Source organism: Propionibacterium freudenreichii subsp. freudenreichii, from assembly GCF_000940845.1.
Classification (GTDB): Bacteria; Actinomycetota; Actinomycetes; order Propionibacteriales; family Propionibacteriaceae; genus Propionibacterium; species Propionibacterium freudenreichii.
This window is the reverse complement of record NZ_CP010341.1, coordinates 251481-267974: the sequence shown is the minus strand read 5'-3', so window position 1 is coordinate 267974 and position 16494 is coordinate 251481. Positions and strand designations below refer to the sequence as shown.

Annotated in this window: 13 protein-coding genes; 6 read left to right on the top strand and 7 right to left on the bottom strand. The window is 67.0% G+C overall.

The genetic code is table 11. The features are described from left to right. Nucleotides 1–182 precede the first annotated feature (182 nt). Nucleotides 183–1625, top strand: a complete 1443-nt coding sequence (locus RM25_RS01065) for a S1C family serine protease (RefSeq protein WP_052809059.1) — start codon at nucleotides 183–185, stop codon at nucleotides 1623–1625. A gap of 3 nt (nucleotides 1626–1628) precedes the next feature. Here RM25_RS01065 and RM25_RS01060 read toward each other — a convergent pair whose 3' ends face one another. Continuing rightward, on the bottom strand, nucleotides 1629–2369 hold the full coding sequence (locus RM25_RS01060; RefSeq protein WP_044635902.1) for a hypothetical protein: 741 nt from the start codon (nucleotides 2367–2369) through the stop codon (nucleotides 1629–1631). Nucleotides 2370–2526: 157 nt separating this feature from the next. Here RM25_RS01060 and RM25_RS01055 point away from each other — a divergent pair, with 157 nt between their 5' ends. After that, entirely contained in the window at nucleotides 2527–5922 is a 3396-nt protein-coding gene (locus RM25_RS01055) for a PPi-type phosphoenolpyruvate carboxykinase (protein ID WP_044635901.1), read from the top strand. Nucleotides 5923–6020: 98 nt separating this feature from the next. Continuing rightward, nucleotides 6021–6905, top strand: coding sequence for an aldo/keto reductase (locus RM25_RS01050; RefSeq protein WP_240310126.1), 885 nt, complete (start codon nucleotides 6021–6023; stop codon nucleotides 6903–6905). A gap of 42 nt (nucleotides 6906–6947) precedes the next feature. On the opposite strand, the gene RM25_RS01045 is transcribed toward RM25_RS01050, so the two are convergent. Both RM25_RS01045 and RM25_RS01040 read right to left on the bottom strand, forming a co-directional pair. Further along, nucleotides 6948–7592, bottom strand: coding sequence for an anthranilate synthase component II (locus tag RM25_RS01045; RefSeq protein WP_013160148.1), 645 nt, complete (start codon nucleotides 7590–7592; stop codon nucleotides 6948–6950). Between the two features lie 95 nt (nucleotides 7593–7687). After that, entirely contained in the window at nucleotides 7688–8422 is a 735-nt protein-coding gene (locus tag RM25_RS01040; protein WP_036940051.1) for a DUF881 domain-containing protein, read from the bottom strand. A 178-nt stretch (nucleotides 8423–8600) separates the two neighbouring features. Here RM25_RS01040 and RM25_RS01035 point away from each other — a divergent pair, with 178 nt between their 5' ends. Together RM25_RS01035 and RM25_RS11690 are read left to right on the top strand one after the other, a co-directional pair. Next, nucleotides 8601–8888 (top strand): cell division protein CrgA, encoded by a 288-nt coding sequence (locus RM25_RS01035; protein ID WP_013160146.1) that lies wholly within the window; start codon nucleotides 8601–8603, stop codon nucleotides 8886–8888. 315 nt (nucleotides 8889–9203) lie between these two features. Then, nucleotides 9204–10238 (top strand): DUF4862 family protein, encoded by a 1035-nt coding sequence (locus RM25_RS11690; protein WP_013160145.1) that lies wholly within the window; start codon nucleotides 9204–9206, stop codon nucleotides 10236–10238. A gap of 225 nt (nucleotides 10239–10463) precedes the next feature. Here the strand turns inward: RM25_RS11690 and RM25_RS01025 are convergent, their stop codons facing one another. From RM25_RS01025 to RM25_RS01015, 3 genes are read right to left on the bottom strand one after another with little or no spacing between them, the layout of a single operon-like run. Beyond that, nucleotides 10464–11795, bottom strand: a complete 1332-nt coding sequence (locus RM25_RS01025) for a dihydrolipoamide acetyltransferase family protein (RefSeq protein ID WP_232004480.1) — start codon at nucleotides 11793–11795, stop codon at nucleotides 10464–10466. Nucleotides 11796–11820: 25 nt separating this feature from the next. Beyond that, complete coding sequence (locus RM25_RS01020) at nucleotides 11821–12795, bottom strand: alpha-ketoacid dehydrogenase subunit beta (protein ID WP_013160143.1); 975 nt, start codon at nucleotides 12793–12795, stop codon at nucleotides 11821–11823. Continuing rightward, on the bottom strand, nucleotides 12792–13904 hold the full coding sequence (locus tag RM25_RS01015; RefSeq protein ID WP_044635898.1) for a thiamine pyrophosphate-dependent enzyme: 1113 nt from the start codon (nucleotides 13902–13904) through the stop codon (nucleotides 12792–12794). Before RM25_RS01015 ends, RM25_RS01020 begins: the two co-directional genes overlap by 4 nt. Nucleotides 13905–14048: 144 nt before the next feature. Here RM25_RS01015 and RM25_RS01010 point away from each other — a divergent pair, with 144 nt between their 5' ends. Beyond that, complete coding sequence (locus RM25_RS01010) at nucleotides 14049–14771, top strand: class I SAM-dependent methyltransferase (protein WP_080774433.1); 723 nt, start codon at nucleotides 14049–14051, stop codon at nucleotides 14769–14771. Between the two features lie 185 nt (nucleotides 14772–14956). Here the strand turns inward: RM25_RS01010 and lysS are convergent, their stop codons facing one another. Continuing rightward, nucleotides 14957–16423 (bottom strand): lysine--tRNA ligase, encoded by a 1467-nt coding sequence (lysS, locus tag RM25_RS01005; RefSeq protein WP_044636573.1) that lies wholly within the window; start codon nucleotides 16421–16423, stop codon nucleotides 14957–14959. Between the last annotated feature and the right edge of the window lie 71 nt (nucleotides 16424–16494).

Below are 16494 nucleotides of genomic sequence, written 5' to 3'. Positions count from 1 at the left end.
GGCACCTTCACGAGGGCCGGAAAACACCCGCCACCGCTCACAGGAATGGCACAGAGACCACTCAGGCTCGGAACAAGGCGGCCACCTCTAATGGTTGTCAACGGTGACTGACCGAAACACCGTGGAAGGCCCGGGCAGCTAGCTCCTGACCGGGCAGGCGCAGGGCGGGAAGAGAGACGACGATGAGCGAACGAAACGACCAGTACAACGCACACTCGGCTGAGGGTGCGGGCACCGGTTCAACCACGCCCGCCGGCTCGGGTCCTGCCATGCAGCCCCCGGCGACGCAGCAATCCTCGGCTGCCCAGCAGGGCTGGCAGGCCCCCCGGGAGACCTGGGACGCGACCTGGTCGCCGGCATCGCTCGATGACGGCAGCTCCACCTTCAACGCCGACCCGTCGGCGGCTGCGGCATTCAGCAATGCTGCGGGCAACGGGGGTGGCTACGGCGGATACCCGCCCGCACCGAATGGCGCGAACTGGGGCGTCTATCCCCCCTCGAACAATCACAAGGGCCCCAACACCAGGTTGGCCGCCCTGCTCACCGCGCTGGTGGTCGTGCTCGCCATGGCGGTCGCGCTGGTGGCCCCCAATTGGTCGGGCTCGGGCATCGGCCAACTGCCGGTGAGCACCCCCTCGGCCACCCAGCCCGCGCAGGCGAGCCCCTCCACCAGTTCCCAGCGGGCGGTGGCGCAGTCGCAGACCACGGCCAGCGAGGCGCAGAGCAAGGGCGTGGTGCTCATCACCACGCAGACCACCTCGGGTGCGGCCGCCGGCTCCGGCATGGTGCTCAGCTCCGACGGCTATGTGTTGACGAACTACCACGTGGTGGAGACCAGCACCCAGATCACCGCGACCGTGGCGTCGACGAACAAGCAGTACAACGCGACCGTGGTGGGCCGTGACGCCACCAATGACGTGGCGCTGCTCAAGCTCGACGGCGCCTCGGGCCTCGACACCGTGACCATCGACAGCGACACCGTCAACACCGGCGACCAGGTGACCGCCGTGGGCAATTCGTCGGGCCAGGGCTATCTGTCGGCCGCCACCGGGCAGGTGGTGTCCACCTCGTCGAGCATCACGGTGCAGAACGAGACCAGCGCTTCCCAGACCGAGACGCTGACCAATGTGTACGAGACGAGCACCCAGGCGGTGCCCGGTGACTCGGGCGGCCCGATGTTCGACGCCGAGAATGAGGTGATGGGCATCACCACCGCCGGCGAAACCCAGACGAACTCCCGCACCGGCCAGTCGAGCACGGTGTCGAGCTATGCGATCCCGATCGCGCGGGCGATGTCCATCGTCAAGCAGATCGAGTCGGGCCAGTCCTCGGGCACGGTGCAGGTGGGACCCAAGGCCTACCTGGGCGTGACCGTGCAGTCCTCGCAGTCGGGCAGCGTGACCATCTCGCAGGTGGTCTCCGACGGGCCGGCCGCAGCGGCCGGGTTGAGCGTCGGCCAGGTGATCACCGCGGTGGACGGCACCCGGATTGATTCGCAGGCCACGCTGAGCAGCGTGTTGGCGCAGCACAAGCCGGGCGACAAGGTCTCGGTCACCGTGTCGTCGGGATACGGCGGCGGCACGCAGACGGCGTCCCTCACCCTGGGCACCAGCCCGATCAACTGAGCGTCAGGCCGCAGGGGCCTGGATGTTGAAGCTGGCCCCGTACTGGGTGGAATCCATGATGGTGGTCGAGGTGATACCGCCGGTGGTCACCGAGGTCTGCACGCGCACCGGGCGGAAGTCCTGGTCGACCCAGTAGCCGGTCTCGTCGTGGGCCAGCACGCTGGGCGAGGCGGACCCGGGGGCCACCACGGGCTTGAAGACGAAGTGGTGGGCCCTCACCTGATTGACGTCCTCATCGCCGGCATAGACCACCGAGGCGATCTCGCCGGCCACCTGGCCCACATAGTTGTCCATGCCCTTGCCCGAGACCACCGCCGAGGCGCTGTTGGTGGTGTGGGCCCAGCCGGCACCGGCAGCGCGCGTCCACATGTCCGAGCCGATGTAGATCGTCTCGGTGCCGGTACTCGTGATGGAACGCACCTTCGGGCGCGCCGCGTCGGTGAAATCGTACTGGAAAGTGGTGGTCGACTCCTGGGTGCCGGCCTGCGGGGTCACCGTCCTGGTGGTCATCACCGTCTGGTAGCTCTTGATCGTCTGCTGGGCGCCCGCGCACCGGGCGACGAACGAGGCCTTGTCCACCGTGCCGCCGGGAGCGGGCAGGTCCAAGCGGGTGAGCACCGACGCGCTCGCCCCCGACGAGGAGGCGTCGCCGCGGGGGTTCTGGGCGGCGCAACCGCCCACAATGATGGCGGCGGCCAGTGCCGGGGCAACCAACGCCGGGGCAATGAGTCGACGAAGTGTCATGGCGGGCCTTCTTGACCTGTTGAGGACGGGTGGAGGTGACGGCCACCATGCTAGGGCCCCCCGCGCACGGAATATCAGGTGGTAACGCTGCTCGCGCACGTGCTCCGAATTGCCGGGGTCCCTCCACAACCGGCGCGAAACAGACCACAATGGTGCCATGTCCGTAGTCGAACGCCGCCAGATCAACGCAGCCATCAACCTGAGGCTTTCGTTGCTGGGCCTGCCCCATCCCGACAGCAATGCTGAGAGCCCCGATGCGATCCTTGTGGAGCCGCTGCTGGCCCGCCAGCGCGAGTTGAGTCGGCGGTTGAAGGATCGGCTCAGTGCCCCCGACCTGCGCATCCAGCGCTTCCTCGACGACTACCTGGCCGACTGCGATGAGCACCCCCAGCTGCCACGCACCACCTTGGTGCTCGACGAGCCGGGCCTGGCCCGCGGCCTGTCGCTGCCGGTGGACGGCGACGAATTCCATTCCGACATCGTGGCGTCATATCGCCTTGTCAACGGCGTATTGCACAACCCCAAGCATGACCGGCGCACCACCGCCGGGGTGTTCCACATCTCCACCGGCGGCCTGCCCATCCCCCAGGACAAGGTGGAGGTGGACAAGAACGTCTACGCCCGCATCCTGGCGCGCGCCTTCCAAGCCCCCGACGAGGAGCTGGCGCTGCCCTACACCGCCAACCTGCCCGAGCAGGCGCACTGTTGGGCGTCGCTGCTCATGCGCCCCACGGTGTTGCCGGCCGTGCCCGGGCGCACCACCGAGAAGAGCTACGAGGTGCACTTCATCGTGCCCGGTGGCCTGATGTGCAACCTGGACTTCGTGGAGGGCATCTTCGGCAATGCCGGCGACCCCTACCTGCCCGAGAACGACGCCTCGCTCGACCCGGACAGCTGGACCGGCCACACCGGCTGCGTGATCCTGGCCCCGCATCTCACCACGATGACCAAGAAGAGCCTGGGCATGCCGCACTACGACGACGCCACCGAGCGCCAGCGTCGCGATGGCCAGTGCTGGCGCCACGAGGACGACCTCTACAACGACGGCAAGGCCTTCAAGGTGTGTGCCCGCGATGAGCGCGGCGTGATCGTCACCGTGATCGCCGACAACTACTTCGGCTATTGCAAGAAGGAGGTGAAGACCCAGATCAGCTATTCGGCCAACCTGTTGGGCGGTGCCGAGGAGGAGCACTCCGGCGGCGCCGAGGTGTATCCGGCATGGAACCTGAACCAGGACTTCACTGACCGCACGCCCGACGACTTCACGCTGGCCGATGTGATCTCCACCAATCGCGAGCTGCTGGACGTGCGCCCCGAGGGATATGCCGTCTACAAGCCCGAACCCAATATCGTGTTCATTCCGGAGCATTCGCATTATTCGATGCGCACCCAGACGATCAGCTGGACCGCCCATGGCGCCGAGCAGACCATCAAGTTGCTGGCCGGCAAGCACTATCTGTCGCCTGACGGCTATCGCATCCATGCCAAGCACCGTGAGATGGATGCCACCCAGTGGCACCTGATCGGCACCTCGTCGCGGGCGGTCACCTGCCACAAGCCGGCCACGGTGTCGGGTGGCGGCAAGAGCGAGATCAGCAAGTCGATCAGTGACGCCTTCGTGTTCGGCAATGCCTTCTCGCACGATATCGACAGCGCCATGGACCAGGTGCAGGCACTCTTCGACACCGATTTCACCAATCGCTTTGCCGACGCGTCCCGCAACGGCACCGATCATCGTCCGGTGCTGTCGATTGACCGCTCGCTGGGTTCGGTGATCAAGCTGCTCACCCCGTCAATCCAGTACAACGACGAATACAACGCCTTCCTCGAGGGCATTGAGCCCGATGTGAAGGAATTGGCGTTCACCGTCAAGCGCTATTACCTGCCCGAATGGGGTGAGGACTGGCGCAGCCATTTCACCGTGGGCATCATGAATGGCCGGCACGGGAACATGGTGCGCCTGGACGGCAAGAAGATCATCACCAATATGTTGCGGGTGGGTTTCCGTGAGGACGGCTCGTGGCGCCTGTTCACGCTGCGCCCCGATTACAGCCCGGCCGTGAAGGTGCAGACCGAGGACGACATCACCGCCAGCACGGTGACCCCGCCGTGGGAGGACGCCGAGGGCCTGCCGCGCAAGTACGTGACCAACTGCGAGCACCTGCTGTTCCAGCGTCCTGACGATGCGATCCACCGCGGCTACGACAAGCAGGCCGAGTTCGACCTGGCCAGCGGCACCGACACCTTCATCTCGAACTTCGAGCCGCTCACCCATGAGCAGGCACGCGACCTGCTGACCGATGTGCAGGCCTACAGCGAGTTCACCAAGCCGGTGCGCAAGCTCATCGAGCGGGTTGCCGCGATGCCCGACGACCAGTCGCCCGAGTTCTGGGTGTGCTCCGATGATCCGCGCCACCTGCCCGACGGCGGCCGGTCGAAGAACCCGCGCTACCTGCAGGTGCGTCCCACCGACTCCAACCCGGAGCTGACCACGGTGGCCGATGTGGCCGGCAAGCTGGCACGCAAGCTCCCACTGGCAGGCCATGCGCCGCAGCCGATCGACGTGGTCGCCGCGGGCCGGCGCAACAATCCGCCGGAGGACAAGGTTCCGGCGCTGTGCGCCTACAACCCGCTGCACTACATGGAGCTGCCCGAGCTGTTCATGGAGTACATCAGCTCGATGACCGGCAAGTCGCCGTCCACCACGGGTGCCGGCTCGGAGGGCGCGCTCACCAAGGGCCCATTCAACGCACTACCTGCCGTCTACGACCTGAATGCGGCTCTGCTGAGCTATGCGCTCACCGACTATGACGGCTGGCTCAGCTCGGCGGGCTATATCGGACCGAATGCCCGGGTTGACCACGACATCTCGATGCTGATTCCCGAACTGTTCTCGCACATGGGGCCCAACGATCGCAATACGAAGCGGTTGATCTCCGAGGGCTACCTGGAGAAGATGCAGGACTTCGACTTCGACGGGCACCGCGTGCTGGCGAGTCGGCTCGGCTACCGCATCAATGATCGCTTCGTCACCCACTACTTCGGACGCATCTTCCTGCACCCCGATGTGGTGTTCAGCGAGGAAATGTTGCGCCCTGAGCTCCAGGACGAGAAGATCTTCGCCGATTCGATCGATGTGATCGTCAAGACGCACCAGCGGGTGGCACAAATGTACTTCGACGACGGCACCGTGTCGCTGGCCTGCCCGCCGATCCGGGCGCTGCTGGAGATCATGGCGCACGGCGCGTCGGCCGAGGGTTGGACGCTGGACAGCCCGGAGTTCCGCAAGCTGTTCGAGCGCGAGTCGGTGCTGGCGTCGGATTGGTATGCGCAGCGCCTCGACGCCAAGCAGGCCGAGGACGTGAAGCAGGCCGAGGAGGGCGTCGAGCGCCTCAAGGAGTACATCGGGCGCTCCGATTCGGGTTCGGTGACCGGACGCCTGCACCTGGCCGATCGCCTGCGTGAGCTGGAGGCGCAGTTGACCTACGAACGCTCGCCGGAATACCGCCAGTCGCTGGTGGGCACGCTGGGACGTCAGCCCAGGTTCGTCTGATCGGCCGCTTGCCCCTCCACCGCTGAGTGGATGGTCGTGGTGAATAGACGCATCGAAACCATCCACTCAGTGCCGGCTTCGCACGCCCCATGTGCACAATGGAGTCAGCCAACGAGATGGAGCACACGATGAGGCATCTGCAGATTTCTGGCGTATCCGTGCCGGCCATCGGCATCGGCACCTGGCACATGGGTGGCAGCCCGGCGCGCTTCGACGCCGAATGCGACGCCCTGCGCGCCGGCATCGACGCTGGCGCGCGGGTGATCGACACCGCCGAGATGTACGGCTCGGGAGCCTCTGAATCAATGGTGGGCACGGCCATCAAGGGCCTTGACCGCTCCGAGCTGTTCATCATCACCAAGGTGCTGCCGAACAACGCGTCCCGCAAGCAGATGGAACACAGCCTGGACGCGAGCCTGGCCCGCCTGGGCACCGACTACGCCGACCTGTACCTGTTGCACTGGCGCGGCGAGGTGCCGCTGGAACAGACCGTCGAGGAAATGCAGCGGCTGTGGCACAGCGGCAAGATCAAGTCGTGGGGCGTGTCCAACTTCGACCTTGCCGACATGGAGGAGCTGGCCGCCCTGCCCCATGGCAACCATGTGGCTGCCAACGAAGACCTGTACAACCTGTCGAGCCGGGGCATCGAGTTCGAGCTGATCGGCTGGCAGCGCTCGCTGGACATCCCACTGATCGCCTACAGCCCGCTGGGAGCCTCCGGCGGCGAACGCGGCGCGCAGGAGATGCGCGCGAGCCCGGCCGTGAACAAGGTAGCCGAGACCCATGGGGTGACGCCGTCGCAGGTGCTACTGGCCTGGGTGATCCGCAACGGCCACACCCTGGCGATCCCGCAGACCTCGAACGAGGATCACATGCGCGACAACATCGCCGCCGCCAACCTCACGCTGACCGACGACGACCTGACGCTGCTCGATCAGGCGTTCCCGCCGCCCCGCCACAAGATGCCGCTCGACATCCTGTGATCCCGGGCCGAGCCGGCGCGCGACATCGGTGCCGGCGTCCGCCTACTGTCCGGCAACCGCCGTCATCAACGGGCTCAGGCCCTGGGCACGCTCAGGAGCCCCCAGGTCGCCGCATGCCGCCAGCCAATTCGCCAGCAGCTGGTAGCCATTGCTGGTCATCACCGATTCCGGATGGAACTGCACCGACTCCACGGGCAACTCGCGATGCCGCAGCGCCATGATCACCTGGTCGTCGAGCGAAGTGGCGGTCACGTCGAGCACATCGGGCACTGATCCGGGCTCGACGGCCAGCGAGTGGTAGCGGGTGACCTCCAACGGATCAGGCAGCCCGTCGAACACGCCCTGCCCGTCGTGGGAGATCATGCTCATCTTGCCGTGGCGCGGCTCGGGAGCGCGCACCACGCGTCCGCCAAAGGCCACCGCCATCGCCTGCAGGCCAAGGCACACCCCGAACACGGGCATCTGCTCGCCCAACGTGCGTGCCACCTCGACGCAGACGCCGGCGTCCTCGGGAGTGCCGGGGCCGGGAGACAGCAGGATGCCATCGAAGCCGTTCGCCCACCCCGGGGTGGCGAAGCGCGCATCGTCGTTGCGCCAGACCTCGACGCGGGCGCCCAGCTGGGCAAGGTACTGCACCAGGTTGTAGACGAACGAGTCGTAGTTGTCGATGACAAGAATCCGCGCCATGGCGAACAGGCTACCCGCGCCGCGACGCCCGCTCGGCGGCCTCCATGCGGTGGTCCGGCGCGTGGCTCCTCCCCCTGCGCAACCCGCCGGGAGCCCTAGCGCACCGGGGTGGCCTGGTTCAGCTGCACCGAACCGGCATAGCCGGGCATGGTCACGTCGGCGATGCGCTTCTGGTCGTATCCCAACCGGTAGGCGAGCACGTACTGCTTGTAGATCTGCACATTGCGCGACGCCGCCAGCGACTGCTCAAGCGCCTGCTGGTCACCGATCGCAGCCACCACATAGGGCGGCGAATAGGGCACGCCATTGAGGATCACGGTATTGCCGACGCATTTCACGCCGGTGGTCGAGATCACCCGGATGCCCTGGATGGTCATGGCCTCGGCACCGCCGGCCCACAAGGCATCCACCACCTGCTGGATGTCCTGTTGGTGCACCACCAACATGTCGGGATCGACCCCGGCCGGGTTCTCGTCGAGCGGGGCATCGGTGAGCGTCACCTGCACCACCGGCCCACGCACCGCCGTCAGTCCGGCCGCAGCCTCCGCCGAGGCCATCGAGGCCGACGCCACCCCCGCCGCCTCGGCGTCATGGTTGGACAGCTCGTTGACCTGGGACTGCAGGGCCGAGGCGGTTGACCTCGCCCGTGAATTGTGGGCGGCCTGGGCGGCCACCAGATCGGCCATGTCCTGCTGGCGGGTGGGCCGCAGGTCAGATCCGTGCGAGGTGGTGGCCGCGGCCACGAACAGCAGCCCGGCCAGGGCGCCGACCAGCACGGTGGCCATCCTGCGGGTGATTTTCCGTCCACGCCCCGGCTTCTTGTCAGCCATGAATCCCCTGTGCACCAGACGTCGCCAGTAAGCCGGAAAGCCCGGCGTCCACTAGGCTACCGGGTGACGGTATCCGCCCATCTGGGCGCGCACGCTCAGCACACGAGCACATCGATGCCATCGGCAACGCCAGGCGGGCCGCGAGGCCTCGCTGGGAACCCCAAGGAGCAGCAACACAGTGCCGGAGTCACAGTCCCGCAAGAAGGCCCAGCAGAAGAAGGCCGCCAAGAACAAGCAGGCAGCCGCCACCAAGAGCGCCAAGAACCGCGAGGCCGTCAACGTCTCCAGCCGCGCCTGGGTGCCGTGGGTCTTCGTGCCGATGGGCCTGCTCGGAGTGATCTGGCTGGTGGTCTACTACATCGGCGGTCAGCAGATCCCGCTGATGTACGCCCTGAGCAACTGGAACTTCGTCATCGGGCTCGGCCTGATCGCAGGCAGCTTCTTCGTCGCCACGCTGTGGAAGTAGGTCACGCCTCCGGCGTGGGGAAATAGGTCACGCCGCCGACCCGGGGAAGTAGATCGCCCCTCCTGCCGGCAGACGCTCACCCGTCATGACGTGACAAACAATTGATCGATCAATTTCTTTGATGCCCGTCTTCTGTTCCGCCCCGCCTTCCCCGGCCCCGATCGTGGAATTATTCTCATACCTCGCAACAGCTTTATGCAAATTTGCGTGTAACATGTGATAAAGCAAGTTGGTTCGGGAATACCCCCATCCCACCCCACTCCGGCGACGTAGCTGGGACCACGATGAGGCCCAGACCCGAGGGAGGTACTGGCGATGCCCGATTACGAGCAGATCATTCCAAGAATCCTGACCGGTGCCGGCACCGGCGACCGGCGTCCATCGGCTGCGCCTGCCAAGGCGCGCGTGGTGGGGGCCTATCTCAGCCAGCCCCTGGAACAGGTGAAACGCCCCGCCTATGCGCACGCGGTGCTGCAGCTGCCGGGTGTCACCGGCCTGGAGATTCCCCTGTGCACCACCATGGCCCGCGACGACGCGAAGTGGCTCATGGACGTGCTCCCACCCGGCGCGCGCAATATCGCCACCCTGATGGGTGCCTGCGACGAGGCGGCCGCCGACGACCCCGCCTTCGGCCTGGCCTCCACCGACCCGGCCGGACGCAACCGCGCGCTCGACCTGCTGCAGCAGGCGCGCCACAGCATCGCCCGGATGACCGAGCGGGGCCAGCACGTGCTGGCGCTCGAAGTGCACTCCAGTCCCACCCACCGCGACAATGTCGACGGAACCAGCCAGGAGTTCGCGGCATCGTTGGCCCAGGCCGCCGACTGGGACTGGGGCGAGACCGCATTGGTGGTGGAGCACTGCGATGCCGCACGCAGCTCGGGCGGCGCGTCGAAGGGCTTCCTGACCCTCGACGAGGAGATCGACGCCGTCGAGACAGTGCGGGCCCTGTCGCCACGCACCCCGGTGATGATGTCGATCAACTGGGGACGCTCCGCGATCGACACCCGCAACGCCGGCGGCCCGCTCACCCAGATCGACCGGCTGCGCCGCCACGGCCTGCTCGCCGGCGTGATCCTGTCGGGCGCCTCCGACAGGGCCTCGTCGTACGGCGCCCCGTGGACGGATGCGCAACTGCCCGCCGCAGCACCCGACGGCAGCGGCGAGGCCTCGTCGCTGCTCACCCCGCAACGGGCCGTCGAGGCGATGGAACGCGCCGGTGACCACCTGCTGTTCGACGGCGTCACCTTCGCGATCATGCCGCAGTGGACGCCCAGCCAGGAACGCCTGCGCTATGTGCGCGGACTGTTGTCGGTGATGCCCCGCGGACACCTGTCCGTGGCCTTCTGAGCTGTTCCCGGGTGCGGCCAACCGGTCAAGCCCGGGGCACGGGGACGACTTCACGCCACCCAACTTCCCGCAGGCTGACGGGCGCGAAGTCAGATGCCGCAGGCCCCGCACAATGGAGTGCGGAGCCCGCGGTAATCATCACCGTGCCGGCCGGTAGAGGTTGGGCCGTCGGAAGCCGGATTGGCGTGGGACCAGGCCCCCGCAGGGGCCAGCACCAATCCGGGACTAATACGCCATGGCCATCGCGGGGTCGCGCACCAGCGCGGCAAGGTCGCGCAGGAACCGCGAGGCGATCGCCCCGTCGATCAGGCGATGGTCGAACGAGATCGACAATGTGGTGACCCAGCGCGGCACGATCTTCTCGTCGTCGCCCTGACCCACGACCCAGGGCTGCCGGGTGATCGCACCCATCGCCAGGATCGCGCTCTCGGAGCCATTGATGATCGGGGTGCCCGCGTCCAGCCCAAGGCCTCCCACGTTGGTGATGGTGAAGGTGCCGTCGCGGTAGTCGCTGGGTTGCAGCGTGCCGGCCTTGGCCAGGTTGACCAGGCGGGTCAGCTCGTCGGCCATCGACAGCAGGTCGCGGTTCTGCGCCTGCTTGATCACCGGCACCATGAGGCCACGCGGCGTGTCAGCGGCGATGCCGATGTTCACGTCGTGGTGCAGGATGATGCGCTCCGAGCCGTCCTCCCAGCTGGCATTGAGCATGGGATTGTTGCGCATGGCCAGGCAGACCGCCTTGCACCACACCAGCAGGGCGGTGACATGCAGGTCCTTAAACTCGCGGCGCTTGCGCAGGTTGGCCACCAGCTCCATCGTGCCGCTCACATCCGTGCTCACCCATGCGGTGGTGTGCACCTTGGACGTGCGCGAATGCACCACATTGCGCGCGGTGAGGCGTCGCACCGTGTCGACGGGGATCTCCTCGTCGCGCAGGGCACGCTCGTTGGCACCACGGCGGCTCACCTGGTGGGCACGCCGACGACGCTCGGTGGAGCTGGGCGTGGACTCGTCGGCGGGACCGTAGCCGACCAACATCTGGCGCACGGTCTGCTGGGTCGGCTTCGACGCCGGAAGCTCATCGAGCGACAACAGCCGCTCACCGGTCATGCCGCCGTCCAAGTCGCGCTGGGCCGACGCCTCGTCGGCATCGGGACGCGCCGCGGCAGGTGCCGCCTTGGCCGGACCCTGGGCGGCCGGCGCAGGGGCGCTGGACTGGGCCGGGCCGGACTGGTTCGAGCTGGACTGGGCTGAACTGGCCTGGGCTGGACTGGACTGGGCGCCCGGCTCGGCACCCTGCGCGGGCGCACCGCCGTCATGCTCGGGGGCGGGGCCGGTGCCGTCGTCGATGAAGACGATCGGCGCACCCACCGCCACGGTGGTGCCCGCCTCGGCATAGATCTTGGTCACCTTGCCGGCGAACGGCGACGGCAGCTCGACCAGCGACTTGGCGGTCTCGATGTCGAGCAGGTTGTCGTTGACCTTCACCTGGTCGCCGACCTTCACGTGCCATTCGACGATGTCGGCCTCGGTGAGGCCCTCGCCCGGGTCGGGCATGTTGTATTCGGGCATCAGTGGCTCCTCAGTAGTCGAATGACTTGTCGACGGCGTCGAGCACCCGCTCGGCATCGGGCAGGTAGCCCTTCTCGCTGCGCGAGGGGGGATACACGGTGTCATAACCGGTGACGCGCAGCACGGGGGCGTCCAATTCCCCCCACAACTCCTCGTCGAGCCGGGCGGCCAACTCGGCGCCGGGCCCGAGCGTGCGGTGGGCCTCGTGCACGACGATCGCGCGCCGGGTGCGCTTCAGGGCGTCACGGATAGTGGCCATGTCGAACGGCGACAGGCTGCGCAGGTCGATCACCTGCACATCGCGTCCCTCGGCGGAGGCCACGCGGGCCGCGTCGAGGCAGGTCTGCACCATCGGGCCGTAGGTGAGCAGCGTGAGGTCGGCACCGGGACGCACGATGCGCGCCGAGAACAGCGGCAGGTCAGGGGCCGACGTATCCACCTCGCCCTTGGCGTAATAGCGGCGCTTCGGCTCGAAGAAGATCACCGGATCGGGGCAGGCGATCGACTGGCGGATCATCCAATAGGCGTCATGCGGGTTGGAACAGGCCACCACGTGCAGGCCCGGAGTGTGTACGAAATGCGATTCGGGCGATTCGGAGTGGTGCTCGGGTGAGCCGATGCCGCCGCCGAAGGGAATGCGCACGACCACCGGCAGGCTCTGGCGTCCGTGGGTGCGCGAGCGGTAGCGGGCCAGCTGGTTGATGATCTGGTCGATGCCCGGGTAGACGAAGCCGTCGAACTGGATCTCGCAGACCGGACGATAGCCGCGCAACGCCAAGCCGATCGCGGTGCCGATGATGCCCGCCTCGGCCAACGGGGTGTCAATCACCCGGTCGGCACCGAAGTCGTCGAGCAGGCCCTCGGTGATGCGGAAGACACCACCAAGCTTGCCGATGTCCTCGCCCATCATGAGCACCTGGGGATCTTCGTCCATGGCATCGTGCAGGCCCTGGTTGAGACCCTTCGCCAGCGTGAGTGTGGTCATTCTGCTGCTCCTTCGCTGGGCGGGGTGGCGAGCCAGTCGAGGCAGTCGGCCCGCTGCTCGCTCAGATAGAGACCCGGATCCGCGGTGACGGCGTCGAAGACCTCCGACATCGGGGTGTTCGGCAGCGCCCGACAGGTGTCGCGCACCAGCGCACCGAAGGTGTCGAGGTCGGCGTTGAGCTTCTCGGTCCACGCATAGTCGATCAGGCCGCGCTCCAGCAGATAACTGCGCAGGCGCTCGATCGGGTCCTTGGCCTTCCACTCCTCGGTGACCTGCGACGAGCGGTACTTGGTGGGATCGTCGCTGGTGGTGTGGGGGCCCATGCGATAGGTGACGGCTTCCACGAGCACCGGCCCGGAACCCGAGCGCACCTCGTCGAAGGCCCAGTTGAGCACCGCGTGGCAGGCCAGCGGGTCGTTTCCGTCCACCCGGATGCCGGGGATGCCGAAGCCCATCGCCCGCTGGTAGAGCGGGATGCGCGTCTGCACGCTGGACGGCTCGCTGATGGCCCACTGGTTGTTCACGTTGAGGAAGACGACCGGCGCCTGCTGCGAGGCGGCATAGACCAGCGCCTCGTTCACATCGCCCTGGCTGGACGCGCCATCGCCGTAGATGGTCAGCGTCACGGCATCGTTCGCCGGGTCGGTGGGGTGCTTGGCCTTGTCGCGGGCCACTCCCATCGCATAGCCCACCGCATGCAGCGGCTGGGCGCCGATGATCATGTAATAGGGCGCCACCTGGGCGTCGCTGGCGATCCAGCGAGACAGGCTCGACCCGCGCCACACGGCCAGGATGTCACCCAGCGGCACGCCCTTCTGCAGGGCGATCGACTGCTCGCGGTAGGTGCCGAACACCATGTCCTGGGGCTTCATCACCTGGGTGACGGCGGCCTGGTAGGCCTCCTGGCCCGACAGGGGCGCCCACAGGCCGAGTTCGCCGTGACGCTGCAGGGCCGCGCCCTCGACGTCGAAACGGCGGGCGGTGGTCATCTGGCGCAGCATGTCGACGAGATCCTCGTCGCTGCCCTCCCAGGGGAACCGTGGATTGTCGACGAGCGTGCCGTCAGGTGTCAGCAGCTGCAGGGGCTGCGTCGGGTCATCGGAATCCATGACCGTCCTTCGAGGAGACAACAGGAACCTACGCGACAGTAGGTTACTGCACCGTAGGTTGGGGCTGCAATCGGCCGACAAGGCAGAATGGATGTGCACAGCGGGTGACTGCCGTTATCCGCGAGTCGATGAAAGCGAGCCACGATGAGCGAGTTCCCCCACCAGGAACATCCGTCAGACCAGTTTCCCGGAGGCCCCGACGAGCCCACAACCAGTTCTCCGGAATCCGTCACGGAGTTCTGGGAAGAGCGCTACGCGGGGCCCGAGCACGTCTGGTCAGCGCTGCCGAACCACACCTTCGTGCAGGTTGTGGCGAGCCTGACGCCAGGACGCTCCCTCGACCTGGGCTGCGGCGAGGGCGCCGACGCCATCTGGCTGGCCACCCAGGGCTGGCAGGCCACCGGCTATGACATCTCACAGACCGCGATCGGACGGGCACAGCAGGCCGCCGCCGAGAAGAACGTGGCCGACACGACGCACTTCGAGGCCGTCAACCTCGACGAATGGTCGCAGGCGCCCCTGCCTGATGACCAGGGCCGCGGCCAGTACAACCTGATCACTGCCAGCTTCCTGCAGTCACCGGTGGCCCTCGACCGCATTCGCATCCTGCAGCGCGCCGCCCGCCTGCTGGTGCGCGGTGGACACCTGCTGATGGTCACCCATGCGGCTCCCCCGTCGTGGGCTCCCCCGGAGATGGCCAGCCAGGGTGACTTCCCCAAGCCCGAGGAGGACCTCAAGGCGCTGGATCCCGATCCGCGCTTCTTCGAGGTGAAGCTTGCCGAGACGCGGCGTCGTCCCGCCACCGATCCCACCGGGAAGCCGGCCACGATGAATGATGCGGTGATCCTGATCCAGCGGATTCGCTAGGACGAGGCTCTGCTCCGAAGACAAGGTCGACAAAAGCACCGTCCACGGTGCTTCATCCGCACCTATTCCGCTGCCGCCATCGGCCCGGGCCGTTAGGTGGATACCTGTGCGGCGTCATTGCCGCACAACTGCCCACTCAGCGATAGCAGCCACTCCAAGCGCGCCACCGCGACAGGGACCAGGCGTCAGTTCAACGGGCGCAGCAACGGGAACAGGATGGTCTCGCGGATGCCGGCGCCGGTGAACAGCATCACCAGCCGGTCGACGCCCAGGCCGAGCCCACCCATGGGCGGGCAGCCCTGCTCCAGCGCGTTGAGGAAGTCCTCGTCGAGCTGCATGGCCTCGGGATCACCGGCAGCCGCCGCCAGCGACTGCCGGGTGAGGATCTCGCGCTGGATCACCGGATCGATCAGCTCCGAGAAACCGGTGCCGCGTTCCATGCCGCCGATGATCAGGTCCCAGGCTTCGATGCAGCCCGGCTTGGAGCGATGGCGACGCGCCAGCGGCTGGGCGATCTCGGGGAAGTCACACACGAAGGTCGGCTGGGTCAGGCCCTTCTCTACCAGCTCCTCGAACAGGTGCAGCACCATCTTCTGGTCAATCCATGACGCGTCATAGTCCACCTTGTGGGCGTCGGCGATGTGTCGCAGGTGTTCCACCGGGGTCTTGGTGGTGATCTCCTCACCAACCTCGCCCGACAGCCCCTCATAGACCGGCAGCCAGATCCATTCGCCCTTCAGGTCGATGACGCCCTGATCGGTGGGGATCTCGAAGATGTCGAGTGCCTCGGCCACCTTCATGATGATCGACTTGAGCGTCTCGGCGATCGTGAACTGGTCGCCCCAGCTCTGGTAGGCCTCCAGCATCGTGAACTCGGGGCTGTGCGACGAGTCGACGCCCTCGTTGCGGAACACGCGACCCATCTCATAGACGCGGTCGGCCCCGCCCACCATGACGCGCTTGAGGTGCAGCTCGAGGGCGATGCGCAGGTACATGTCGATGTCGAAGGCGTTCAGGTGCGTGGTAAACGGACGCGCCGCCGCGCCGCCGTGCACCGACTGCAGCACCGGCGTCTCCACCTCGAGATAGCCCTGCTCCTCGAGCGTCTCGCGGATCTTGCGGGTGATCAACGCCCGCTGGCGCACCATCGTGCGCGCCGCCGGACGCACGATCAGGTCGTTGTAGCGCTGCCGGACGCGCGCCTCCTCCGACAGGTCGTTGTGCAGGGTGGGCAGCGGGCGCAGCGCCTTGCTGGCGAGCTTCCATTCGCTGGCCATCACCGACAGTTCGCCGCGCTTGGACGCAATGACGCGTCCGCGCACCCACACGAAATCGCCCAGGTCGACGTCGGCCTTCCAGGCGGCCAGCGATTCGTCGCCGACCTCGGCCTTCGACAGCATGATCTGCAAGCGCTCGGCGTCCTGGTCGGGAGTGAAGCCGTCCTGGAGCGTGGCGAAGCACAGCTTGCCGGAATTGCGGATGAAGATCACCCGCCCGCCGATGGTCACCTCGTCCTGGGTCTCCTCGCCGGCGGCCAGGTGGCCCCAGGTGGCGCGCACCTCGGCCAGCGTGTGGTCGCGACGCAGGTCAACCGGGTAGGCCTGCTTGCCCTCGTCGAGGAAGCGCTGGCGCTTCTCGGCGCGGATGCGCATCTGCTCGGGAAGGTCCTGCTCGACGTCGGCAGCCCCGTTCTTGCGGGGCTCGTTCTTGCGGGACTGGTTTC

Excerpts from the sequence above, each read along its gene's own strand:
- RM25_RS11690 (WP_013160145.1), top strand. The coding sequence starts at position 9,204 with ATGCCCGATTACGAGCAGATCATTCCAAGAATCCTGACCGGTGCCGGC.
- RM25_RS01010 (WP_080774433.1), top strand. The coding sequence starts at position 14,049 with ATGAGCGAGTTCCCCCACCAGGAACATCCGTCAGACCAGTTTCCCGGA.
- lysS (WP_044636573.1), bottom strand. The coding sequence starts at position 16,423 with ATGCGCATCCGCGCCGAGAAGCGCCAGCGCTTCCTCGACGAGGGCAAG.
- RM25_RS01055 (WP_044635901.1), top strand. The coding sequence starts at position 2,527 with ATGTCCGTAGTCGAACGCCGCCAGATCAACGCAGCCATCAACCTGAGG.
- RM25_RS01065 (WP_052809059.1), top strand. The coding sequence starts at position 183 with ATGAGCGAACGAAACGACCAGTACAACGCACACTCGGCTGAGGGTGCG.
- RM25_RS01020 (WP_013160143.1), bottom strand. The coding sequence starts at position 12,795 with ATGACCACACTCACGCTGGCGAAGGGTCTCAACCAGGGCCTGCACGAT.
- RM25_RS01060 (WP_044635902.1), bottom strand. The coding sequence starts at position 2,369 with ATGACACTTCGTCGACTCATTGCCCCGGCGTTGGTTGCCCCGGCACTG.
- RM25_RS01015 (WP_044635898.1), bottom strand. The coding sequence starts at position 13,904 with ATGGATTCCGATGACCCGACGCAGCCCCTGCAGCTGCTGACACCTGAC.
- RM25_RS01040 (WP_036940051.1), bottom strand. The coding sequence starts at position 8,422 with ATGGCTGACAAGAAGCCGGGGCGTGGACGGAAAATCACCCGCAGGATG.
- RM25_RS01025 (WP_232004480.1), bottom strand. The coding sequence starts at position 11,795 with ATGCCCGACCCGGGCGAGGGCCTCACCGAGGCCGACATCGTCGAATGG.
- RM25_RS01045 (WP_013160148.1), bottom strand. The coding sequence starts at position 7,592 with ATGGCGCGGATTCTTGTCATCGACAACTACGACTCGTTCGTCTACAAC.
- RM25_RS01050 (WP_240310126.1), top strand. The coding sequence starts at position 6,021 with ATGGAGTCAGCCAACGAGATGGAGCACACGATGAGGCATCTGCAGATT.